Below are 23,361 nucleotides of genomic sequence, written 5' to 3'. Positions count from 1 at the left end.
AAGCGCGGAGAATCGATTATGGCCGACTTAACCTAAAAAAGGTCGACTAAAACGGTGTTTTAATCAACCTTTTCTAAGATTATATATTATTGTTTTTCTCATTCAGTTCTTTTTCCAATTGTTCAATTTTTGCATCAAATGAACTTCGATCAAATCCCGGATTTGTATTCGTTTCAAGCTGATCCATATAGCGCTTTGTATCCTCGAATCTAGATGATGCCTTCCCGTCCGTAGAATGATCAAGTACTGAATTTACCTTCTTATTTACTTGAATGGCATTTTCACGCCCCATTAATTCTAAACGTTTTATATGCATATCCTTTAATTTCATTTGCATTTCCCTATGCTTCTTCTCAAGGTCCTCTAATTGAACCGAAGTTTGCTGATAAGCTTCTTTTAATCTCTCTGCCTGTGCCTGGTACAACGCCTCTTCATGTTTAGCTGTTTCATGTAATGACATTTCATTTGCTTTTAAAGCAATTTCAGCTTGTTTATTCCGTTTTGCCAGCATTTCTTCTACTTGTGTCAATTCTCTTTGAAACTCTTCTTTCAACATATGCTGTCTTTCAATTAATTTCGCGACCTTATTGGTCTCCTCTTCACTTTCACGAAGATACTTATTTAATAAGGCAATCGGATGTGTATCGTCTTTTTTTTCCATACCAACTTGTAAATCTTCTTTTATTATATTTTTAATTTTTTCAAATAATGTAGTCATATTTCATTCTCCTTCATTTTATTAATGATTTTGCTATATACATGGGGCCTATCTATTACTTGAATTTCCCTTGGATTTCATTCCATTGTTGATCAAAATTTGTGAATGGATCTTTTGATGCTTTTGCTGGTTTTTCTTCCTTTTTCCAATGTTTATAACCTACATATAAAAGATAGATGGCTAAAACCCCTGCTAAGGCAGGAAGATTAGCAAATGTTGCAGATACTCCCATTAAACCGATGATCGCCCATACTATTTTTCCACCTAATGAATCTGATTTAAGAAATTGCTTAAGTGAAAAATATGCGACAATCACACTGATGACCAATCCAATCAAATTCCCTAAACTGGATAAAGCTATAATCCCTAACCCAATACCTATACAAACCATCAAGAATTTTTTCATTTTCATTTCTCCTTTCGATACCTTTATGATAAAGAATTCTCTTAATGTATTTAACGCACCCTAGCTTTATTTTTTTATCAGACCTGCGACCTACGAGACCTTATAATGTTTAAGCAAAAAAAGAAGCATCCTCTTGTGATGCTTCCTGTAAGTTAATATTCATTTAATGAATGATTCCATTTAGAATATAAATAGGTTTTCCCAAGCAAAATTTCAATTTATAATCCTTCCATAGTAGGTGGCTTTTTCCTAAACCCTTTAGTCGTAATAATGGCGTATACAAAACCGATGGCCAGCCATATAAATCCTACTTTTAATGTTAATGGGGAAAGATTAATGAACAGATAAAAACAAATTAAAAATCCTAAAGCTGGGATTAAGAAATATCGGATAAACTTCCTCTCTTTTTTTCGGAAATAATAATATATGATTACAGAAAGATTCACAAACATAAACCCTGTTAGCCCGCCAAAATTCATTAATTCCGCAACAAAGGAAGCCGGAAGAGCAAGAGCTCCTACTACACTAATTACGCACATTAACATAATATTAAGAATAGGCGTTTTATATTTCGGGTGAATATATGTAAAGAATCTTTTCGGTAGTACTTCATCACGCCCCATGCTAAACATTAAACGTGAGGCACTTGCTTGCCCTGTCATACCTGCTGTAAAGGTTGAAACAATAATTGCAATCGTATATACCGTTGCTAGAGCCGCTCCTCCTGCTACCTTAGCAATATCAAAAAGGGCTGTATCTGCTGAACTAAACGAATGAACATCAGGCCATACAAGCTGTGACACATATGCTTGTACAATAAAAATGATGCCTCCTATTAAACATGAAAGAATCGCTGCTTTCCACATATTATCTTTAGGATTAATCGCCTCTTCTGATAATGTTGTAATACTGTCAAAGCCTAAAAATGAGAAGCACGCCATGGCAGCCCCTGCAACAATAGCTGATGTGGCGAACGAACCATCATTAAAAAATGGCTTAATCGAAAGAATGGTAGCTTCACCCTCTCCACCAATAACGGCTTTTATACAAAAAACGACAAAAATGACAACCACAATCCCCATAAAAAGAACAAGAATGTTATTTGTCTTCGCTGCCATCTCAATCCCTAGTATATTAACAAATGTTATGACTGCCGCAATAATCAATACCCAACCCCAATATGGTATTGCAGGGACTAAAGCATTGGCATAAGAAGCACCAACCATAAAGACAATGAGTGGCACTAAAACATAGTCCATAAACATTGCCCACCCTGCAAAAAAACCTAGATGTGGATTAATAGAGCGCTGTGTATAGGAATAGGTAGAACCCGCAACCGGGAAGGCAGCTGCCATACGCCCATAGCTATACGCGGAAAACATCATCGCAATCATAGCAATTAAATAAGCTAGCGGGAGCATACCTTTAGTTGAAACTGCCGCATATCCATAAATATATGCTGGAGCAATTGGTGTCATAAAAGCAATTCCATAGATTACAAGATCTCTTAAATTAAGTACTCTCTTAAACTGCGGATGATTTCCGCTATTATTAATCACGCTCATTTTACAAGCTTCCTCTCATTATGCTTCCTGTGGAGTTTTCTCCATTTGACTAGTAATAAGCTTTATCGTTTCGTTTGTACTCATAACCTTGCAATAAATTTGATTCATAATCATAATTTCGGCATCATGTAATTCTTGTGTTGCTGCACAGCATGCATCCTCTACAAGAATAACTTCAAAGCCTGCATCCGCTAAGCTTCTAACAGTAGATGCCACGCATTGATCAGTAACTACCCCTGTACATACTACCGTTTCGATCCCCATATTTCGAAGTAAGAATTCATAATTCGTGCCACTAAGCACACTATCCGTTGTTTTTTCTACAACAATCTCATCTTCTAAAGGCTTTAATTCGTCAATCATTTCTGCACCATAATGACCGATTGGAAGCAAGATATTATTCCAGCCTGGTCTTCTTTGAACAGGTGAACGGTCACGTCCATCCTTATGATGACAAGCAATTCTACCGAAGGTAACCTCTAATTGATTGCTTCTAAAATACTCTAGTAGTTTTTGATTGTTTGGAATAGCAATATCCTCAAGACGATTATAAAAATACTCCCATTTATCCCACATCCCTTTTTCCCTAGCTACCTCAGCATCACCGAAATCCTTGCTTACAAACTGATTTTGCATGTCGACGATTAAAAGAGCGGTTTTATTCGGATCCAACTTAAATTCCTCATCACCAGCTGGTTCAAATTGATAGTACAAAGTTTGTTGCGTTTGTTTTTCCATTATCGTTTCCTCCTAAACATGTAAATAATTAAAAAAGGATGTTTCATAAAGTTTGTAAAAGTCCAACTGCCGACTTTTACACCCAATACAAGATTCAGCGATTCTAATAAAGCTTGTAGCTCTTTTCTCAGTGAAATGAAGGGTGTAGTGGTCTTTTAGCCGATAGTTATTTGTTAAAACGTTACTTAAATAGCTACAATGTTTGAGAAAAGAGCCAAAAGAAATAACATACGCCCACATGTTATCCCTTTTTTTGGCAATAAAAAAAACTACAAACCAAATCCGAGATGAACTCAGAAAAACGTTGTAGTATTTCTAAAGTCCTCAACCCTTTATCCCATTTGATGAGATAGCACAACTCAATAAACTAGGCAATTTATTGAGACAGTCCTGCAATTATTCACTGCAGACCCAGCATGTAACATCGAGAACTATTACACACTTCGGCGACATTTCCTTCTCTTTAGTATCACAGCACTCTCAAGCTCCTCTAAAGACTGTTAAATATCGCGCCTCTACCTCACTAGACAAAAAGTGAGGTTTATTCAATTATTGTGTTTATTCTAAAATAATAATATTTTAATGTCAATAGCATAAATAATCACTATTTTCTTAGATTACTAAGGTATCCCCCATTTTACAGGCTAGAATACATAGTACACACAAAAATAAATATTATTATTTTTGAAAACTATAATACAGGGTAAATTTAAAAAAATAGAAAGGACACCTTTTTACCATATAGGCTGTCCTTTCTTTCATTTGACTGAATAGATTACCAACCTCTATCTTGCATTCGCTCACTTGCTGCAAGTGTAGAAATTTCTATGCCTTTCATCGCCGTGCCAAGGTTTTTAGACAATTTCGCAATAAGATCATAATCAGTATAATGAGTAGTTGCCTCAACGATCGCACGCGCAAATTTTTCAGGATTATCGGATTTAAAAATTCCTGATCCAACAAAGACTCCATCTGCACCTAATTGCATCATTAATGCCGCATCTGCAGGTGTCGCCACTCCACCTGCTGCAAAATTAACCACTGGAAGTTTTCCAGTTTCTTTAATTTCTAGCAATAATTCATATGGTGCCCCTAAATTTTTTGCTTCTGTCATTAACTCATCTGTCGACATACCTACAACCTTTTTGATTTGTGCTTGCATTTGACGCATATGCCTCACAGCCTCAACAATATTACCAGTTCCGGGCTCACCTTTCGTACGGATCATAGAAGCACCTTCACCAATACGGCGACCTGCTTCGCCTAAATCACGTGCACCACATACAAAAGGTACGGTGAAATCACGTTTGTTTAGGTGATACAATTCATCTGCTGGTGTTAATACTTCACTTTCATCAATATAATCAACACCCATTGCCTCTAAAATACGCGCCTCAACAATATGACCGATTCTTGCCTTTGCCATAACTGGGATTGTAACAGCATTCATTACTTCTTCAATGATCGTTGGATCTGCCATACGGGCAACCCCACCTGCTGCTCTTATATCTGATGGAACTCGTTCTAACGCCATTACTGCGACTGCCCCTGCTGCTTCAGCAATTTTTGCCTGCTCTGCATTCACGACATCCATAATGACGCCACCTTTTTGCATTTCTGCCATCCCTCTTTTAACACGATCTGTACCTAATTGACTCATTCTTCCCACTCCTTTTTTTCTCTTACTCTCAATCAACCTCTTTCTATATTAAGAAAGGAGTTTTTTGACAATAAAAATTATTTTCATCTTAGTGGTAGTATATCGGGGTTTGGATTGGTAAGATATATCCATAACCATTATTTTTTATCAATCCATAAAAGGAGGGATATGATGATAAAAATAGATCGTAAAAATCAAAAACCAATCTGGAAACAATTACTTGATCAAACGATAGAAAATATTACAAGCGGGAAATGGAAGGCTGGCTATAAGCTGACCCCAACTCGGGAGCTAGCTCAACAATTAGGCATTTCTCGTTCAACCGTACAAGCAGTCTATGAAGAGCTTTTCAGCAGAGGCTATATCGTGACATCACGCAGGGGTGGGACAAGAGTTAGTGATTGGAATCCTTCGGTCATTTCAACTGATGAACAAAGCGCATATTATTTATCTCCCCCAGACATCCCTATACTTGAGGAGAGTGTTCAACGATTACAGAAATGGTCTGGAAGCAGAGGGAAAAGTGAAATAAGTATTGATTTTTCCCCCCATGAACCATATATCGATACTCTATTTCAGAAAAAATGGAGACAGTCCTTCATCCATTCCACTTCTGGAGAAGATTTATCTTGCTGGAGTTACGGAAATTCTTTAGGCTATGAGCCTTTACGTATACAAATTCAACATTATTTATCTGTTGAGAGGGGAATTCATGTTGATATAAATCAAATTTTATTAACCTCTGGAGCCCAACAAAGCGTGGACTTAATCTCACAGGCTCTCTTATTAGAAGGAGATACTGTTTCCGTTGAGGATCCAGGATTTCCACCTGCATGGCTTGCTATGAAGTACCGACGTATGAACGTCGTACCTGTACCAGTTGATGAGCATGGGATTAAAGTCAATCGTATTCCAGAATCGTCAAAGCTGATATATGTAACACCCTCTCATCAGTCTGCCACTGGTGTCATTATGTCTTTCAAAAGGAGAAAAGAATTAACAGAGCTAGCAAAGAAAAATCATGCCTGGATTATTGAGGACGATTATGATGGTGAGTTTAGATACAGCGGGGAACCTCTCCCGACATTATATAGTCAAGAACCCGGATGCACCCTTTATCTTTTAAGTTTTTCCAAAATGACTGCACCAGGGGTTCGGATCTCTGCGATTATCGGACCTGTTGAGGCCATTTCACAAATGTCTCGTGTATACGAGCTTACTTCTCGTCATCTTCCGATTATGGAACAACTAACACTCACTCATTTTATTGAGCAAGGCCATTTCACAAGACATATGAGACGCACAAGAAATATCTATCGAAGAAGGCATGAGGCAATGATCAAGGCGATCGCGGACACGAAATTAGAGGAAGTATTTTCCGTTAAAGGGGTAGAAACAGGTCTTCATATGCTGCTTGAGGCGAATGAGGAATTTGATGAAGAGGGGATAATGAAAAAAGCCATTGAAAATGGCATACGTGTCTATCCGCTTAGCCCTTATTGTCTAAAAAGCAAGCGTAAAGGCTTAGTATTAGGTTTTTCTAAAGTGGATGAAGAAACAATTGAATATGGAATTAATCGGTTATCAGAACTCGTTAGAAGTTGATTTCGATACTTTCGAATCAACTTCTTTACTGAATGAGGGGCACTGTTTTCAACCGATATTTGAGATAGTACTTTCCCAAATAGAGGAAAGATCCATGTAAATAGAATAGATCCTTATTATGAATGCGTTCCATTATTTATAATAGCCGTTTTACGTATCTTAGCAGGAAAGAGGCTTCAACTCCCTTAACATTGAAAAAATTTAAGATTTATACATTGAAACGGTATCCAGCTCCCCATACTGTTTCTAAATATTTTGGATGTGCAGCATCTCTTTCGATTTTTTCACGTAACTTTCGAATATGAACAGTAACTGTTGATACATCTGCGACAGAATCTACTCCCCACACTCGTTCGAATAACTGTTCTTTATTTAATACTTGATTGGGGTGCAGAACCAAAAAAGTTAATAGGTCAAATTCCTTTGTTGTAAAAAATACATATTCACCATTAATATGAACTTTGCGAGCTACTTTATCAATTGTAATTCCATGAACATTGATGATTGTTGATACATTCCCACCAGCCAATCTTTCATAACGTGTTAAATGGGCTTTCACTCTTGCGACAAGTTCACTAGGACTAAAGGGCTTAGTAATATAATCATCTGCCCCAAAGCCAAGACCCCGAATTTTATCAATATCTTCCTTTTTAGCTGACACTAAGAGTATCGGAATATCTTTCACTGAACGTATTTTTTGACAAATTTCAAACCCACTAATTCCAGGAAGCATGATGTCTAGAATAATCAAATCATAATTCTGTTCGAGTGCAGATTGGAGACCTTGTTCACCCGAATGTTGGATATCGACACTAAAACTATTTAATTCTAGATAATCCTTTTCTAATTCTGCAATACTTATTTCATCCTCTATAAGTAATATCTTTTTCATTGTTACTCACCTTTTTCCATAGCTTTATTTAACGTAAAACAAATGCTTGTCCCCTGATTTAACTCACTAGTTGCCCAAACCTCTCCTCCATGCTCATTGATTATTTTTTTGACAATGGCCAATCCTAAGCCACTACCACCTGTTTGAGAATTTCGAGACTGCTCTGCACGGTAAAACCGATTAAATATATAAGGCAAAGCTTCAGGTTTAATACCACAACCATTGTCAGTCACTTGAACGACTATATCCTTATCCCTCTCTCTTAGAGCAATAATAATATGCTTTTCACTTTTATCCATATATTTAACACCATTATTTATTAAATTGGCCATAACACGTTTTAGCTTTTCTCTATCAGCAATGACAAAAGTTTCCCCTAGCGTATGGATTAATTCTAAAAGGATACCTTGTTGAAGTAGATCAAGTGATAGCTCCTCTACATAATCCTTCATATATTGAACAAGTTCGATCTTTTCAAATGAAAACTGTTCCTTTTGTAAATCTAGTTTGGAGAATAAAAATAATTCATCTATTAATAGGTCCATATCCTTTGCTTTTGTGTAAACTGTCGTCAAATACTTATCCATTTTTTCTGGCGTATTCGCTACACCATCTTTTATTCCTTCAACATATCCAATAATCGATGTAATAGGGGTCTTTAAATCATGCGAAATATTTGATAATAGTTCTTTTCGATTTTCTTCATATTGGAGCTGTAGGTCGATAGAATCTTTTAATTTGATTCTCATTTCTTCAAACGCTTGATTCAATTGTCCAATCTCATCCTTTGATGAAGGAATAATTTCAAAGTTTAAATCTCCAGATTTTATCCGTTCCGCCCCCTCTCTTAGAATAGATATTGGCTTGATAATACTTCTTGACACTAAGTAATTCAGGACACCAATCATCATAATAAAAAGAAGGAGCAATGATCCTAATAAAATTGGAAATAACTCTTTAGATAACTCAGCGTAAGAACTTACTTTTCTTAAAACAAAAATACTTCCTTTTTCTTTATCTGAAAAGCGGAAATCAAATTTTACATAGATAAAAAATAAACGATTGACTTTTATCGTATCGCGAGAATTTATATTGGTCTCTTCGAAAGGTGGGAGCACTTTCAGTAAAGATTGACCATCAAAGGTAGGTGACTGATAAGTGATTTTAGAGTCCTTTCTTACAATAATGCTTATATCCTTTTGATCGATCTTCCTTACTAGTTCTTGATCCAATAGCTTATCAGGCGTATGCTTGGCCAGAAGCTTTAAATCAAGGAATGCATTTTCCTCTGCAGGGGTTAAAGGCTTTTGAACATAAGTATTTTTGTAAAAATGCTCGATGGATTTTAAATCGCCCGTAATCGAAAATATAATCAAAAAAGTAGCTGCTAATAATAAAACAATTGAAAAAACAATAACTCCAATATAAGACAACAGAAACCTTATTTTAATAGATATTGTCATTCCCTCCTCTCCCTTTTATTCTACAATCAAGAAATGTCATCTGGGTGGTGTTAATTTTAAGAATATCTTAATACAAGAATTAACCAAAAATATTACGGCTTTCTAAAAAACAAATCGATTGTGGAATATTTGTGGCTTTTGTAAAAGCATTATAACAGCGATTCTTATGAAAGTTCGTTCTGTCTAATTCTTTCCATCAAACAAGTTGGGGGAATGGTTCCCCATTCCCTCTTTAAAACTAATATGCTTGTCTTATAAGACTTTATTAATGGGTAAATTCCGGTTTTAACTCTCCCTTATAAGGTTCATGCTCAACGAATACAGTTATATTGCTACCGTCTTTAGCCTTACCAGTTCTTTTATACGTAAATTTATTATTATTAAGCTCGGTCAGTTCAAGTGCTGCACCATATTTATTATCTCCTAAAGAAACATGTGCTCTAATTTTGTTTCCATGCACAATATCGAAATAGCCATAATCTCCGCGACTTTCTCCAGTTTCCGGATTGAAAAATTCATATTTATTCGTCTGACTATCAAATTTTGCAATACTAATAAAGTTCTTATTATATGCTGTTACATCATTGCCCTCTTCATCTAAGACCTTTGTTCCATGCCATAAAGTGTGTGATAAAATCTCATCTCCATCAATGTCTGTTACGATCTCTCCTGTAGAAGTGTCTAACTTCTTGTCTTGATCAGTAAAAGAAAGTTCTTTTTCTTGATATGGAATATGTTCAACAAATACCTCTACCTCATTACCATTAGCGTCTTTGCCCATTCGTTTATATGTGAATATATCTTTATTTAATTCCGTAATGTCGACAACTACCTGATAATTCATTGATTCTGAAATTAATATTCGTTTCTCTCCATCATTAGTGATAAAGAAAGTTCCTTTATCTCCCCTACTATCACCTGTTTTAGCATCGAAAAATTCATATCTACCAGTTTTAACATCGTATTTCGCAAGGCCAATAAAATTTGCATTCTCTTTTGTTAAATCATTATTATCTTTATCATACACCTTTGTACCCTGCCAATTTGTACTACTAAGTATTTCTGCCATTTCTTGGCCTTTAGTCAATTTAGCTTCGGAAGTTTTTTCCTCATTTGTTTTAGTTACTTCAGTTTTTGTTTCTTTCTCTTTAGATGCAGAATCATTTACCTCTTGCTTTGATTGACATGCTGCAAGCAGGACTGCAACCGCAACACATGCTACCATCATTACTTTTAATTTATTCATATATTTACCTCCGTTGTGTGCAACATAAAATTTATAAAGCGGATTTAAACCCCGATGAATCCCTTTTGTAGCAGATCATATAAATGATTTGCAGCGTAATTAGCAGCGAGTAATAACCATAGGTTATTCTTCCTTTTTTACAGACAAAATCATCTCTCCTTATCTATAGTAAAATCATGAACATCCTAATCGTACATCTAACACATAAACTGCCAATAAACTGCATCTTAAAAAAATAGAAAAAAAGGATAAAAATTTTTTAAGATTTATCCAAGGAGATACGATCGGTTACTTGAAGAATTTCTATTGTAGAGGAGGAATCTCAATAATGAATTTGAGGATTTGTAAAATAGCACGGTAAATAATGAGTTAAAGAACGTCAACCTGCTTCATTTTACTGAGAAAGGAGCTTCAGTCTATATCAAAAGTAGTAAAAGCTATAGAGGTAGGAACATCATTGATTAATAGGCTTTAACTTCGAAGATTCTAACGTAGAAGAAAAATGCCTTCTTTAGATGGATCATCTTTCAAATATTTTTCTAAAAAAATAAAAGATGGTTTTAGATAACCATCTTAATAAATCAAAAGTGTTATTCACATCTCTTACGGAGAAGGTGGGATTTGAACCCACGCGGGCAGTTAACCCCTAACGCATTTCGAGTGCGTCCCCTTCAGCCTCTTGGGTACTTCTCCAACATACTTAATTATAATAAATTCAATCTGACCTCTGCAATCTTTTTGATTAAGGAGGAAATCAATAGAATAGTGCTGGATATTTTCGGTTAAATTATTGTTAATTCTGCTCCAGATGAACATGGAAATACTTTCAAGAAAACAGGTGATATTAGGAGGGATATTAGTATTGGAAAATATCGATTTTTTAAATTTCAAGGAAGACTGGACATATATAAAACGGATGATTATTAGTGTAGCTGTCCATTTAGAGGAAAAGCATGACTACATTCGGGAACGTGCTGTAGGAGATCTTATAGATATTATTCAGGAAATGGATAAGCGGGAGCCTAGAAGAGATTATTCGTAAATTACCAATAATTTAATTATTTTGATATAGCAAAATGTGTAAAACTGGTATAGACATCTTTATCACTTTATACTATTCTTACATTACGTAGTTTCTTCGATAAATTTCACCATTTATCGGGCTTACGTAATAAAATTTCTTGAGGTGGGCATTATGCTATCATTTTTACAAAAAATCGGTAAATCACTTATGCTGCCCATTGCTGTACTTCCAGCTGCTGGATTACTGTTACGCCTTGGTCAACCAGATTTACTTGATATTAAATTTATTGCAGAAGCAGGGAATGCTTTCTTCGGAAGCATGACATTGGATCCCGCCAATGATCCTGGAGCAGTTTTTAGCAATTTGGCTTTACTTTTCGCGATAGGAGTAGCCATCGGTTTTGCAAAGGATAATAATGGAGCTGCCGCTCTTGCAGGTGCCATTGGTTATATGGTATTAGTTTTCACTACACACGCGATTGATCCTTCCGTAAATATGGGGGTTCTAGGAGGAATCATTTCAGGGATTGCTGCTGGATTACTTTATAACCGCTTTCATGACATCCAATTGCCTACATGGCTTTCCTTCTTTGGAGGACGTAGATTCATCCCAATTATTACTGCTGTTGTAAGCGTTATAATAGGAATTGTCTTTGGATATGTATGGCCGTATGTCCAAAATGGTATTGATTCGTTAGCTCATTGGATTACTACTAGTGGAGCATTCGGATATGGTGCTTTTGGTTTCCTAAACCGACTACTTATTCCACTAGGATTACATCATATTATCAATACGTTAGTTTGGTTTGATTTCGGAACATTTACAGACGCTGCTGGTGCTGTTTATCACGGGGATATCACAAGATTCCTTCACGGTGACAAAACGGCCGGTGTCTTTACAACTGGGTTCTTCCCAATTATGATGTTCGGATTACCAGCTGCATGTATTGCAATGATTATGGCTTCAAAAAAAGAAAGACGGAAAAAGGTAGCAGGACTATTACTTGGTATGGCATTAACTTCATTTGTAACAGGTGTTACGGAACCAATTGAGTTCTCCTTTATGTTTATTTCACCTTTACTTTACGGAATTCATGCTTTACTAACTGCATCTTCTTTTGCTATTACGTATTTATTAGGTATTCATACATCGTTTAGCTTCTCTGCAAGCTTAATTGATTATATTTTGAATTTTGGGATTGCCCAGAAACCGCTTTTATTAATCTTAGTTGGTATCGTTTATGCAGTTGTTTATTTCGTTGTCTTTTATTTCTTTATTAAATGGCGTGATTTAAAGACGCCTGGTCGTGAAGATGAAGAAGAAGTGACTGATGAAGTGGAAAATGTTACTGGTGATGATAAATATACAAGAATGGCTACGGGATTTTTAGCTGGACTTGGCGGTAAAGAGAACTTAACTAATATTGATAATTGCGCTACTCGTTTACGTCTTGATGTTAAAAATAGCGGAGATGTTAATGACAGTATGATCAAACGCTATGGTGCAAGAGGCGTCATGAAAACGAGTAAAACGAGTGTACAAATTATTGTTGGTCCAGATGTAGAATTTGCTGCCAATGCTTTAAAGAAGCTTTATGCCATGGATCAGCCTCCCGTACCGGCAACATCTCCAATACAAGAGAAGGCTGTCGAAACTGAGGATCAAAAAGCACATGTGAACATGCAACAATTCTCTTCCCCTTTATCTGGGCAGATCATGGAAATTGAAAAGGTTCCTGATCAAGTCTTTTCACAAAAAATGATGGGGGACGGGTTTGGTATTGATCCACAAGATGGTGAAGTATATTCTCCATTTAATGGTATTGTCAAATCAGTATTCCCAACAAAGCATGCAATCGGACTTGAATCCGAGGACGGTCTCGAAGTATTAATCCATATGGGGCTCGATACAGTTAATCTTAAAGGTGAAGGATTTACTGTCTATGTAAATGAAGGTGATCAAATATCAATTGGTCAAAAATTAGCTGATATCGATATTGAAGCCATTAAAAATAAAGTACCATCATTAATCACGCCTGTTGTGTTTACTAATTTAAAAGATGGACAGCAGGTAAAAGTGGTAAAATCAGGTTTCATTCATCATGGTGATAAAGAGTTTTTTGAGATTCGTTAATAATAATCTTTGTTGAAAAGGGCTATAGTGAGATAGCCCTTTTCAAATTTACTCTACTTTTTTCAATCGTTCTGGAAGACTTTGAATAGATTGGACAACTGCATCTAGCTTTGATTCAATTCGATAGAGAAGATACAGGGTCACAATGATTGGAAAGCCTACCTCACTGATGAAAGGCATGAGTTGGTCCACTTGTTGCCACTCCTCCCATTAGTAATAAATAAAGGCCCGTCCATTGTGGACGCAGACCTTTACATTCAAGCTTAGATTAATCAATCATAATCTCTGTGATATTATTTTCAATCAATCTAGCCCCCTTCAATTCCATATATGCTGAACCATTTGAAGTACGAAAGACATTTGATTCAATAATATCTGCCATCGCAGCCTTTACCTGATCTGTATCAACTGGTTCAATTGGAGCTTCTATTGAAATTCTTGCCGTTTTATTATCATCAGTCGTGAATTGTAATTCTAAAGTTTTCAAAACTATCACCTCCATATTAGTTAATAAGTGAACGAATCTTACGCTTTAACATCTGAGCTGTCATTTCTCTCAATACTAAAAAAATTCTTCTGAGATAATGAGCCGATTGCTTGTGCAGCTTGCAGAAGTTCATCTGGTGTGGCTTCAAGACGAACATTGTTGAAGGTCCTTGATTGATAGACTGGCTTGCCATTATCGTCTAAACCATTGTCAAAAACTAATTTTAAGCTTGAACCCTTTAAAAGTACCTGTGCCATGTTGTTCACCTCCTTTCACTACTTATATATAAGTGAAAGGAAAAAATAGACACCCCAAAAGAAAATAAAATAAAAAAAATCAGTGAAGAAAGCATCCTCACTGATTAGTTTTATTTGCTCTTTTTTTTGTTCATTATTTGCTTAACAATAAGTATTGCTAGTAGTGCGCCTCCTGAATCTAGTAACACATCTGTGACTGAAGCTGTCCGATTTGGTACAAGTGATTGATGATATTCATCACTCGCTGCAAACAAAGTTGTTAAAAACCAAGCAAAAAAGAGCTTATTTTTTCGAAATGCAAAATATAACAAAATCCCTAATAACCCAAAAATACAAATATGGGTTAGCTTTCGAATAATGAAATTTAACACTTCTGCTGCGCCACCATTCAATCCGATTACACGCTCGATCCAATCTTGCGTATTAGATCCTGTTGATTCTGGTGAAGCTGTGAAACAATAAATAATCACACATAAAATGATGGCTATAGCCCACCATATCTTTTGCTTATTCATCCAATCCTACCTTTACATTAAAGTGAGTTTAATATTTCGATTCCTTCGTTTCGGGGGCTATTAACAAATTCAGAAATAGGATATATATCCATTGCAGTTGAATCATAGGGGATTAATAAAGACTTTAATTGGTCTTCATCCTGAATTTTACGATCAAGCCATTGCCGCTCTGACTCCTTTGTTAAAATAACAGGCATTCGATCATGAATATCAGCCATCAATTCATTGGCCTCCGTCGTAATGATTGTACATGTTTGTATTATTTCACCTGCTTGAATCCAGCGATCCCAGAGTCCTGCAAAAGCAAATGGTTGTTTATCTTTTAAAAAAATGTGAAATGGCTGCTTCTTATTTCCATCCTTTTTCCATTCATAAAAACCATCAGCTATTACTAAACATCGTCTCCTTGCTAGCAATCGTTTAAAGCTTGGCTTTTCATGGATTGTTTCCGCCCTAGCATTAATCATTTTATACCCAATTTTTGGATCATTCGCCCAAGATGGAATAAGCCCCCAACGTAAATACCCGCCTCGCCTTCCATCTTCCCCTTCTATAACCGCTAAAACATCCTGACTTGGAGCAATATTAAATCTAGGTAAAATTTCAAACATATCACCATTAATAAGCTCAAACTGATCCAATAAAATATCGATATTTGAATACAAATTAAAACGACCGCACATACAATCCCTCCTGTGCACCCAACTTATTTTAACTTATTTGCTCTTTTTTTTGAAAGACACTTTTCGGATAGTTTGCAACCTGAAAAAAACAAGCCACATTCTTTTACTAAGGCTGTTTTCGTATAGTTTGTGGCCTTTGTATAAACCCAACTACCCGCTTTTACTACCAATAAAGGACTCTAGCAGGTCTTACAGAGATTGCAGCCTCAAATTTACTAGCAAAAAAATTCTAGAAAATAGAGGATTTACAAATAACTTATCGAATATTCATTAAATATACATATTTTAGACACAAAATAGACAATTTATTTATGAAAGGTGGATTTTTCTATGACTGTACGAATAAATCTATATTCATTTTTATTAGCATTCATTAGCATACTTCTTTTTACGTTTGTTTATCTTTTTGATTTTCCCGCTACAATTACCGCCATTCATCCACTATACATTACCTTTATATTATCACTAATCACATTCTATCTCAGCATAATAGGCTTATTTTCAGTTAAGGATTGGAAATCTGGAGTACGCAGTCTTTTGTCTATTATTATCTCTTTAGGCCTTATTGCTGTACAACTATCCATTATTATATTTTAAGGATCATGGGTCAATTAAATCCTAAAGAGCATTTTTTGACTTTCTTTAGTGCTTTTGTCCTTTATAAAAAATCCCCTTATTCTATAACCTGCTCAAATGATACACAACCTAAAAAAGCTGAGAGAATCTAATTTCAAACATTCTCTCAGCTTTTTATTCATTCAATAACCTATTTACTATCATTATAAAGATGACAACTTACAAAATGTCCTGGCTTTGCTTCTTTCCAGTCTGGTTTCTTCTGTGCACAGATGTCCATTGCGTGGCGGCAGCGAGTTCGAAATACACAACCGCTTGGTGGATTGATTGGACTTGGAACATCTCCTTGTAACACGATCCGTTCCCGTTTCAACTTCGGATTTGGAATTGGTACAGCCGATAATAATGCCTGAGTGTATGGGTGAAGTGGCTCCTCATAGAGTTCTTCACTCTCACAAAGCTCCATCATATTTCCTAAATACATAACAAGGATACGATCAGAAATATATTTTACCATTGAAAGGTCATGGGCTATAAATAAGTAGGTAAGACCCATGCTTTTCTGTAAATCTTTTAACAGGTTTACAACTTGGGCTTGGATTGAAACATCCAGAGCTGAAATTGGTTCATCACATACGATAAATTTAGGATTTAATGCAAGTGCACGAGCAATTCCAATCCGTTGACGTTGCCCTCCACTGAATTCATGTGGAAAACGATTGATATGTTCAGGGTTCAAGCCGACTAGTTTTAATAATTCAAGGATACGCTCACGTTTCCTTTTTCCAGTTAATTCTCCATGAATGGTTAGTGGTTCACCAATAATTTCTTCTACAGTCATTCGTGGATTTAAGGAAGCATATGGATCTTGGAAAATCAGTTGAATATCTTTGCGAATTTTCGCCATTTCATTGCTATTATTATCGTAAATATTTTTTCCATTATAAAGAACTTCCCCTTCAGTTGCCTCATATAAACGAATGATCGTGCGACCCGCTGTTGATTTTCCACAACCACTTTCACCTACAAGCCCAACTGTTTCTCCTGGATAAATGTCTAAATTTAAATCATCCACTGCCTTCAATGGTTGACCACCAATATTGAAATACTTTTTTAAGTTTTTGATTTCGATAAGAGGAGTAAGAGTGCTCGTCTCGTTTGTTTGATTGGCTTCCATTGTTTTCGAATTCATCTTTTCTCCTCCCTATTTCCCGCTTGCCTTTTTCATCGTCGCCATTGGATGATGAAGCCAACAGGCAGCTGTTTGTCCTTTATCAACCTCTTCTAGCTCAGGTGAATAATCTTTACAAATCCTCATTGCCATTTCACATCTTGCATAAAATGAACAACCCTTCGGTGGATCTAACAGATCTGGTGGTGTCCCAATAATTGGAGCAAGTGGTTCTTTTTTATCCATATCCAGTCTAGGGACTGACTTTAACAGTCCTTTTGTATACGGATGCTGTGGCTTTTCAAAGATTTCTTCAACCGTTCCCGTTTCTACCACTTTTCCAGCATACATAACGATTACACGGTCACACATTTCCGCAACGACACCCAAATCATGAGTGATTAATATAATAGAAGTTTCCGTTTTTTGTTGTAGATCCTTCATTAACTCTAAAATTTGTGCTTGAATAGTTACATCCAAAGCTGTTGTCGGTTCATCAGCAATTAATAATTTCGGGCGACAGGCAAGTGCCATAGCAATCATTGCCCGTTGTCTCATACCACCGGAAAATTCATGTGGATACTGGTCTAATCTTTTTTCAGGTTGTGGTATACCAACTAGTTCAAGCATTTTCCTGGCAACTTCTCTCGCTTCTTTTCTAGGAATCTTATTATGCTGCAGGACTGCCTCCATAATTTGATTACCAATTTTACTTGTTGGATTCAAAGAAGTCATCGGATCCTGAAAAATCATACTGATTTCATTTCCACGTATTTTTTGCATTTCCTTTTCACTCTTTGGAATCATATCTGATCCATTGAATATAATCGATCCACTTTTATAATTAGCAGGTGGTGTAGACAATAGCTTCATAATCGATTTTGCCGTTACACTTTTTCCACATCCTGATTCTCCAACAATACCAACTGCTTCCCCATGTTTCACTTCAAAACTAACGCCACGAACCGCTTGGACTTCACCTGCATAGGTCCCAAAGGAAACATGTAAGTCTTTAACTTCTAGTAAATTACCCATGGTGATATCCTCCTTTACCTTCATATTTGACCTTTTTATCTCGGATCAAGTGCATCTCTTAGCCCATCTCCAAAGACATTAAAAGCAAACATGGTTAACGAAATTAAGATTGCTGGAATTAAGAGTTGATAGAAGTTTCCTATCAGAATGCTTTGAAGTGCATCACTTGCCAATGTTCCCCAGCTAGCTTGTGGTGCTGGAATACCTAACCCTAAGAAACTAAGTGTTGCCTCACCGAAAATTGCTGTCGGAACTGTTAATGTAATATTAACGAGAATGGGTCCCATTGTATTGGGGATCATATGCTTTCTTAATATCCAAGACGTTTTACCTCCTGCTAATTGAGAGGCATGAACATATTCAAATTCTTTCAATTGTAATACTTGTCCACGAACTAGCCTAGCCATTTGTATCCAGCCGGTAATGGTCATGGCGACAATTATGGAAAACATTCCACGTCCTTCTTCCGGGAATACAACCATGATTAAAATAACCATTAACAGATATGGAATCGCATACAATACTTCAGCAATTCTCATCATAATATTATCTGTTTTCCCACCTCTTAATGCTGAGATTCCTCCATAGATAACACCTATAATAAAGTCAATCACAGCTGCTGCGAGACCAATAAACAATGATATTCTTGCTCCTGACCATGCACGAGTAAATAAATCTCGTCCCAATGTATCTGTCCCAAACCAATGCTCAGCACTTGGTTTTAAATTCTTTTGATCTAGATGCATTTCATCATATTTATATCCATTCAAATGTGGACCGATAATTGCCATAATTATTAACAGAGCAATAATAATCAGGCCAATTAAAGCTAATTTATTTGCTTTTAATCTTCTCCATACGCCTGACCAATAAGAAGTAGTCGGTCGGGAAATTTTTTCGGCCTCTTTAAAATTATCTTCTGCTGGTAAAAACATCTCTTCAGTAAATTTTAAGTCATTTGCCATTATTTGCTCTCCCCCGAAACTTTAATTCTTGGATCGATCCATGTGTAAGCAATGTCAACAATGAATATCAGCAAGATAAGAATCGCACTATAAAATACTGTAGAGCCCAGTATCACAGGATAGTCCCGATTGAAAATACCTTTTACGAACATTTCACCCATCCCTGGGATACCAAAGATATTCTCAACAATAAAGCTACCTGTAACAACATTGGCAATTAATATTCCTAACACAGTAGTAACAGGCAGAATCGCATTTCGGATGGCATGTTTAATAATAACCATGCTTTTTCCTACGCCTTTTGCCTTTGCGGTTAATATATAATCTTGCCCGAGCACCTCCAGCATACTTGAACGCATCAGTCTTGCAACATAAGCCATCGGCATTAAAGCTAAAGATATTGAAGGTAGAATGGTATGTGCCCATGATTTCCATTGAGCAACAGGGAACAATTTCCATTCAACAGCGAAGTAGTTAATTAAAATTGTTGCTAGAATAAAGTTTGGGATAGAGATTCCTAAAATCGCTAAAATCATAGAAAGATAATCAGGCCAACGGTTTTTAAATAAAGCAGCAATAACTCCGAAAATGATCCCAAAAGGAATGGCGATGACCATTGCCTGCAATCCTAAATGTAAGGAAATTGGAAATCCTGTTCGAATATAATCGTTAACAGTAATGGATTGTGACTTTAATGAAGGTCCAAAATCAAATTGTAATAGCCCTTTTAAATATAAGAAGTATTGAACAACTAAAGGCTTGTCCAAATTATAATAGGCTTGAAGATTATCAAAAACGGCTTTTGGCATTACCCCTTCCTTCGCAAATGGATTTCCAGGAATACTATGCATAATGAAAAAGGTAATGGTAATAACTGCCCAGATTGTAATGAGTGCCATTACTAATCTTTTTATAGAATATTTTAGCATGCATATTCACCCTCTCTTAAGAAAAAGCAGGGGTATGTCTTGTTGACATACCAACTGCTTTCATAGTTTTACTTCTCAATATCTGCATAGATGTATTGAGGGTATCTGTTAATAGGTGTAAAGAAACCTTTAACATTTTCTTTTAAGACATAAGGTTTTGTATAGAAATAGATTGGAACAATTGGCATTTCATCCATTAGGATTTTTTCTGCATCATGCATTGCTTTCATACGAGTTTCTGTATCCATAGATGTTTTAGCAGTTTTGATCAGTTGATCATATTCTTTATTGCTCCAGTCAGCATCATTATATGCACCATCAGTTACCCAAAGATCCATAAATGTCATAGGGTCTACATAGTCTCCAACCCAACCTGCACGTGACATTTGATATTCTCCAGCTTTTTCACGATCAAGTTTAACTTGGAATTCAACATTCTCTAGTTGTACTTCAATACCTAAGTTTTCCTTTAACATTGCTTGAACGGCTTCAGCAATCTTTTTATGTCCTTCGTTTGTATTATAAAGGATGGAGAATTTAGGCATTTTATCCATACCTTCTTCTTTAAGTCCTTCTTCTAAAAGCGCTTTTGCACCCTTTAGATCCTCTTTAAATAAATCTCCGCCATTTTCTTGGTAATCACCATTATCTCCTTCTGGAATTCCTGGTGGTACAACAGAATAAGCAGGTTGTTGTCCGCCTTGAGCAACATTTTCAACAATAGATTTACGATCGATAGCCATAGAAATTGCTTTTCTTACTTTTACGTTGTTTAATGGTTTAACTTTTGTATTTAAGTTGTAGTAGTAAGTAGATAGATCTGGTCCATTATGATATTCTTTCTTCCCATCAAGAGTAGGTAAAACATCTTGTGGTAATGGATAAACCATGTCTAACTCGCCGTTTTGATACATTTGATATGCTGTTGATTCATTATCGATAACAGCAAAGTCTACTTCATCAAGCTTGATCTTATCTTTATCATAGTAATTTTCATTCTTCTCTAGCTTTAAGCTTTCCTTATGCTTCCACTCAGTTAACTTGAATGGTCCGTTAGATACAAATGTATCTGCTTCTGTATACCATTTAGGTGTTGCTTCTTGTACCTTTTTATTTACAGGATAGTACGTATAGAAAGATGTTAAATCAATGAAATACGGTGTTGCTTCTTTCAATTTTACTTCTAATGTTTTATCATCAAGTGCTTTTACTCCTACTTTGTCCTCTAACGCTTTTAACTCATCTGCTGATAATTTCTTGATGTCAGCACTGTTGTATTCCTCTCCACCTTCAAGATAGTAAAGTTGGTAGGCATAATCAGCTGCTGTATTAGGATTTAAAGCAAACTTCCATGCATATTCGAAGTCACCCGCTGTTACTGGGTCTCCATTTGACCATTTAATATCATCTTTAAGATGGAATGTGTAGGTCTTACCATCTTCACTTATTTCCCAACCTTCTTTTGCCATTCCGTCTACAATTTTTCCTTCAGGTGTTTTCTTTGTTAATCCTTCAAATGTTCCCTCTAAAATCCATGAGTCATGAGTTCCTTGTGCTTTACCAGGATGAAGCGCACCAGGTTCTTCTGTATTATTCAAATGAAGTACTTTTGGTCCTGCGTTTTCTTCCTTTTTCTTGCCGCTATCACCATCACCTGATTTCGATGCTTCTTCCCCACCGAAACAACCTGCTAGTAAAAGCATAGCTGCTAGGAAAACCGCAAAAAATGAGAAATATGACTTTTTCTTCAAGCTCTTTCCCCCCTATTTTTTTAGGTATTTCTAAAGTTATGAGTCTACATGCCCAATATAAAACTATTAGAATTCTTTCGTCTGTATTCCGATGGTCGAAAAATTTTTCTCAAAAAACTTTACGGAAGACGAAATATATCATAAATAGCCATTTATTGTAAGCGCTTCAAACATGCAAACTACATAAAAGGATAAAAAATTTTGATTATTTTTTATCCTATGATATTTCAAAATATACCTCAATTTTAAATTATCTGTCAATAATTTATTCAAATTTTGTTGAAAATTGCATAAAGATGAAATATTTAATTAATTATGGTTATCTCACGTTCCCTTTCTAGTAAACTAGTCATATTCAATATATATTAAAGAAGTACAATAGGCCTATAAAACAAAAAACAGGCTCACCTGCATAGAAATTATGCAGAATGACCTGTCTCTTTCAAAAACTCTCTATTGCTTTATCCAAATAAATTACTAAAGAAATCAGCTATTGCTTGAAATATCTTTTTGAAAAAGTCTGCAACTCCTTGCCAAAATCCTTTATCACTAGCTACATCCTTTAATTTTTCCTTAATATTGTTGGCAATATCCCCTAGCTGACTTTTCATATTATCAAAATTGATGTTAAGATCTCTCATTCTATCAAATAATTTTACGAGAAGCTCACGATCCTTTGGACTTAGCTCAATTTTTAATGATTTTAGCTTTTCATCAATTATTTTTTCAATATCTTCTTTCGTCGCAGGGTTTTGATCTGCTATTGCCTGTTTAATTTCCGTTAAAAGCTGGGTAACCTTTTCTTGATCCATTCCTTCTTTTTTTGCTAAATTTGTAGCCAAGTCTAGCTCATCATTAGCGACTTCCATACGATCCTTGTTAAGATCTCCTCCACCTTTATCATAGGCTTTATAAATTCCTACAAGAGCAGAATGGCCGCTTACCTTGACAGGAGAAGCAACCTCAACATTTGCATCCTCTACTCCTGCAGTTAATAACGCATTCGCATACATTTCTTCCGTTACCTCTGTAATATTATCAGGTGTAACGATGGAAATAGCTAGCCCCTCACCCTTTTCTTTTCTAGTAATTTTTGCTGAAGAATACAAGTTTGAGTGGGGATCCCCGTTAATATATTTAACAAGATCATCAACCGTCACTGTAACCTCATTTACCTGACTACTATCATTTACGCCTAATAGCTCTTTTACCTTTTGTTTTTGGTCTGCTGATAATTTTTCACCGTATACAACAATAGGTGCACCAAACTTTTCATTTATGCTATCACTATTATCATTTGTAGATGCCTTAACAACACTATTCAATCCAATCCCAAACAGAAAAATAGCAACTAGGATTATTTTACTTATTCGTTTGATCATCATTTTCTACTCCTTTTATTTTCAGAGTGATCCTCCTATAAGGTTTGTTATCTATAACCTTATAAGACACACTATTATATAAGACGGATTTCTATTCTTTTTTGTTTCATTTTTTTACTAATGGACAAATCATCATATTTTTTATTTGCCTGCATAACTT

The 23,361-nt window shown here is 35.8% G+C and carries 23 protein-coding genes, 1 tRNA gene and 1 riboswitch; of the genes, 4 read left to right on the top strand and 20 right to left on the bottom strand.

Going from position 1 to position 23,361, the window contains the following annotated elements; all coding sequences use genetic code 11:
* Positions 1–79 precede the first annotated feature (79 nt).
* The 5 genes from I5818_RS02480 to pdxS form a co-directional block, all read right to left on the bottom strand.
* Complete coding sequence (locus I5818_RS02480; RefSeq protein WP_071977178.1) at positions 80–718, bottom strand: PspA/IM30 family protein; 639 nt, start codon at positions 716–718, stop codon at positions 80–82.
* A 55-nt stretch (positions 719–773) separates the two neighbouring features.
* Complete coding sequence (locus I5818_RS02475) at positions 774–1,124, bottom strand: lmo0954 family membrane protein (protein WP_058004069.1); 351 nt, start codon at positions 1,122–1,124, stop codon at positions 774–776.
* Between the two features lie 218 nt (positions 1,125–1,342).
* Positions 1,343–2,689 carry an APC family permease gene (locus tag I5818_RS02470; protein ID WP_078109341.1) on the bottom strand — a complete coding sequence of 449 codons (1,347 nt, stop codon included), beginning with the start codon at positions 2,687–2,689 and terminating at the stop codon, positions 1,343–1,345.
* An 18-nt stretch (positions 2,690–2,707) separates the two neighbouring features.
* Complete coding sequence (locus tag I5818_RS02465) at positions 2,708–3,427, bottom strand: cysteine hydrolase family protein (protein ID WP_078109342.1); 720 nt, start codon at positions 3,425–3,427, stop codon at positions 2,708–2,710.
* Positions 3,428–3,769: 342 nt separating this feature from the next.
* Positions 3,770–3,953: riboswitch (Lysine riboswitch) on the bottom strand.
* Positions 3,954–4,202: 249 nt separating this feature from the next.
* On the bottom strand, positions 4,203–5,087 hold the full coding sequence (gene pdxS, locus I5818_RS02460; RefSeq protein WP_058004068.1) for a pyridoxal 5'-phosphate synthase lyase subunit PdxS: 885 nt from the start codon (positions 5,085–5,087) through the stop codon (positions 4,203–4,205).
* A 171-nt stretch (positions 5,088–5,258) separates the two neighbouring features.
* On the opposite strand from pdxS, the gene pdxR reads away from it, so the two are divergent.
* On the top strand, positions 5,259–6,692 hold the full coding sequence (gene pdxR / locus I5818_RS02455) for a MocR-like pyridoxine biosynthesis transcription factor PdxR (protein WP_078109343.1): 1,434 nt from the start codon (positions 5,259–5,261) through the stop codon (positions 6,690–6,692).
* 208 nt (positions 6,693–6,900) lie between these two features.
* On the opposite strand, the gene I5818_RS02450 is transcribed toward pdxR, so the two are convergent.
* The 4 genes from I5818_RS02450 to I5818_RS02435 form a co-directional block, all read right to left on the bottom strand.
* Positions 6,901–7,584, bottom strand: a complete 684-nt coding sequence (locus tag I5818_RS02450; protein WP_078109344.1) for a response regulator transcription factor — start codon at positions 7,582–7,584, stop codon at positions 6,901–6,903.
* A gap of 2 nt (positions 7,585–7,586) precedes the next feature.
* Entirely contained in the window at positions 7,587–9,041 is a 1,455-nt protein-coding gene (locus I5818_RS02445; RefSeq protein ID WP_078109356.1) for a sensor histidine kinase, read from the bottom strand.
* Positions 9,042–9,312: 271 nt separating this feature from the next.
* On the bottom strand, positions 9,313–10,293 hold the full coding sequence (locus I5818_RS02440) for a DUF4822 domain-containing protein (protein WP_078109345.1): 981 nt from the start codon (positions 10,291–10,293) through the stop codon (positions 9,313–9,315).
* Positions 10,294–10,899: 606 nt separating this feature from the next.
* Positions 10,900–10,986, bottom strand: a tRNA-Ser gene (locus tag I5818_RS02435).
* A 169-nt stretch (positions 10,987–11,155) separates the two neighbouring features.
* On the opposite strand from I5818_RS02435, the gene I5818_RS02430 reads away from it, so the two are divergent.
* Entirely contained in the window at positions 11,156–11,335 is a 180-nt protein-coding gene (locus I5818_RS02430; RefSeq protein ID WP_078109346.1) for a hypothetical protein, read from the top strand.
* A 153-nt stretch (positions 11,336–11,488) separates the two neighbouring features.
* Positions 11,489–13,450, top strand: coding sequence for an N-acetylglucosamine-specific PTS transporter subunit IIBC (nagE, locus tag I5818_RS02425; RefSeq protein ID WP_078109347.1), 1,962 nt, complete (start codon positions 11,489–11,491; stop codon positions 13,448–13,450).
* 48 nt (positions 13,451–13,498) lie between these two features.
* Here the strand turns inward: nagE and I5818_RS02420 are convergent, their stop codons facing one another.
* From I5818_RS02420 to I5818_RS02400, 5 genes are all read right to left on the bottom strand, one after another.
* Positions 13,499–13,642, bottom strand: coding sequence for a YvrJ family protein (locus tag I5818_RS02420; protein ID WP_058004062.1), 144 nt, complete (start codon positions 13,640–13,642; stop codon positions 13,499–13,501).
* Positions 13,643–13,718: 76 nt separating this feature from the next.
* The gene (locus I5818_RS02415; protein WP_078109348.1) at positions 13,719–13,937 is read right to left on the bottom strand and encodes a DUF2922 domain-containing protein; all 219 of its coding nucleotides are present in this window, start codon (positions 13,935–13,937) and stop codon (positions 13,719–13,721) included.
* A 38-nt stretch (positions 13,938–13,975) separates the two neighbouring features.
* A complete protein-coding gene (locus tag I5818_RS02410; protein ID WP_078109349.1) occupies positions 13,976–14,194 on the bottom strand; it encodes a DUF1659 domain-containing protein in 219 nt (72 codons plus the stop codon).
* Between the two features lie 110 nt (positions 14,195–14,304).
* Complete coding sequence (locus tag I5818_RS02405; protein WP_071977185.1) at positions 14,305–14,709, bottom strand: VanZ family protein; 405 nt, start codon at positions 14,707–14,709, stop codon at positions 14,305–14,307.
* A 17-nt stretch (positions 14,710–14,726) separates the two neighbouring features.
* Positions 14,727–15,392 (bottom strand): SOS response-associated peptidase, encoded by a 666-nt coding sequence (locus I5818_RS02400; protein WP_071977186.1) that lies wholly within the window; start codon positions 15,390–15,392, stop codon positions 14,727–14,729.
* A 330-nt stretch (positions 15,393–15,722) separates the two neighbouring features.
* Here I5818_RS02400 and I5818_RS02395 point away from each other — a divergent pair, with 330 nt between their 5' ends.
* Positions 15,723–15,989: a hypothetical protein gene (locus I5818_RS02395; RefSeq protein ID WP_071977187.1), complete on the top strand. Its 267-nt coding sequence runs from the start codon at positions 15,723–15,725 to the stop codon at positions 15,987–15,989.
* A gap of 169 nt (positions 15,990–16,158) precedes the next feature.
* Here the strand turns inward: I5818_RS02395 and I5818_RS02390 are convergent, their stop codons facing one another.
* The 6 genes from I5818_RS02390 to I5818_RS02365 all read right to left on the bottom strand — a co-directional run bounded on the left by I5818_RS02390 (position 16,159) and on the right by I5818_RS02365 (position 23,201).
* A complete protein-coding gene (locus I5818_RS02390; protein WP_078109350.1) occupies positions 16,159–17,160 on the bottom strand; it encodes an ABC transporter ATP-binding protein in 1,002 nt (333 codons plus the stop codon).
* A 12-nt stretch (positions 17,161–17,172) separates the two neighbouring features.
* A complete protein-coding gene (locus tag I5818_RS02385; RefSeq protein WP_058004056.1) occupies positions 17,173–18,174 on the bottom strand; it encodes an ABC transporter ATP-binding protein in 1,002 nt (333 codons plus the stop codon).
* Between the two features lie 35 nt (positions 18,175–18,209).
* The gene (locus I5818_RS02380) at positions 18,210–19,139 is read right to left on the bottom strand and encodes an ABC transporter permease (protein WP_071977189.1); all 930 of its coding nucleotides are present in this window, start codon (positions 19,137–19,139) and stop codon (positions 18,210–18,212) included.
* Entirely contained in the window at positions 19,139–20,068 is a 930-nt protein-coding gene (locus I5818_RS02375; protein ID WP_071977190.1) for an ABC transporter permease, read from the bottom strand. Before I5818_RS02375 ends, I5818_RS02380 begins: the two co-directional genes overlap by 1 nt.
* A gap of 68 nt (positions 20,069–20,136) precedes the next feature.
* A complete protein-coding gene (locus tag I5818_RS02370; RefSeq protein ID WP_235813314.1) occupies positions 20,137–21,819 on the bottom strand; it encodes a peptide ABC transporter substrate-binding protein in 1,683 nt (560 codons plus the stop codon).
* A 461-nt stretch (positions 21,820–22,280) separates the two neighbouring features.
* Positions 22,281–23,201, bottom strand: a complete 921-nt coding sequence (locus tag I5818_RS02365; protein ID WP_078109351.1) for a DUF1002 domain-containing protein — start codon at positions 23,199–23,201, stop codon at positions 22,281–22,283.
* Between the last annotated feature and the right edge of the window lie 160 nt (positions 23,202–23,361).

It is taken from the genome of Heyndrickxia oleronia (genome assembly GCF_017809215.1).
GTDB lineage: Bacteria > Bacillota > Bacilli > Bacillales > Bacillaceae_C > Heyndrickxia > Heyndrickxia oleronia.
Note: the sequence above shows the minus strand (reverse complement) of the source record. Positions and strands in the feature narration are given on the sequence as shown.

Coding starts and splice junctions, on each gene's coding strand:
- I5818_RS02410 (WP_078109349.1), bottom strand. CDS start 14,194: ATGGCACAGGTACTTTTAAAGGGTTCAAGCTTAAAATTAGTTTTTGAC.
- pdxR (WP_078109343.1), top strand. CDS start 5,259: ATGATAAAAATAGATCGTAAAAATCAAAAACCAATCTGGAAACAATTA.
- I5818_RS02365 (WP_078109351.1), bottom strand. CDS start 23,201: ATGATCAAACGAATAAGTAAAATAATCCTAGTTGCTATTTTTCTGTTT.
- I5818_RS02380 (WP_071977189.1), bottom strand. CDS start 19,139: ATGGCAAATGACTTAAAATTTACTGAAGAGATGTTTTTACCAGCAGAA.
- I5818_RS02405 (WP_071977185.1), bottom strand. CDS start 14,709: ATGAATAAGCAAAAGATATGGTGGGCTATAGCCATCATTTTATGTGTG.
- I5818_RS02400 (WP_071977186.1), bottom strand. CDS start 15,392: ATGTGCGGTCGTTTTAATTTGTATTCAAATATCGATATTTTATTGGAT.
- I5818_RS02390 (WP_078109350.1), bottom strand. CDS start 17,160: ATGAATTCGAAAACAATGGAAGCCAATCAAACAAACGAGACGAGCACT.
- I5818_RS02480 (WP_071977178.1), bottom strand. CDS start 718: ATGACTACATTATTTGAAAAAATTAAAAATATAATAAAAGAAGATTTA.
- I5818_RS02395 (WP_071977187.1), top strand. CDS start 15,723: ATGACTGTACGAATAAATCTATATTCATTTTTATTAGCATTCATTAGC.
- nagE (WP_078109347.1), top strand. CDS start 11,489: ATGCTATCATTTTTACAAAAAATCGGTAAATCACTTATGCTGCCCATT.
- I5818_RS02385 (WP_058004056.1), bottom strand. CDS start 18,174: ATGGGTAATTTACTAGAAGTTAAAGACTTACATGTTTCCTTTGGGACC.
- I5818_RS02375 (WP_071977190.1), bottom strand. CDS start 20,068: ATGCTAAAATATTCTATAAAAAGATTAGTAATGGCACTCATTACAATC.
- I5818_RS02465 (WP_078109342.1), bottom strand. CDS start 3,427: ATGGAAAAACAAACGCAACAAACTTTGTACTATCAATTTGAACCAGCT.
- I5818_RS02440 (WP_078109345.1), bottom strand. CDS start 10,293: ATGAATAAATTAAAAGTAATGATGGTAGCATGTGTTGCGGTTGCAGTC.
- I5818_RS02470 (WP_078109341.1), bottom strand. CDS start 2,689: ATGAGCGTGATTAATAATAGCGGAAATCATCCGCAGTTTAAGAGAGTA.
- I5818_RS02450 (WP_078109344.1), bottom strand. CDS start 7,584: ATGAAAAAGATATTACTTATAGAGGATGAAATAAGTATTGCAGAATTA.
- I5818_RS02475 (WP_058004069.1), bottom strand. CDS start 1,124: ATGAAAAAATTCTTGATGGTTTGTATAGGTATTGGGTTAGGGATTATA.
- pdxS (WP_058004068.1), bottom strand. CDS start 5,087: ATGAGTCAATTAGGTACAGATCGTGTTAAAAGAGGGATGGCAGAAATG.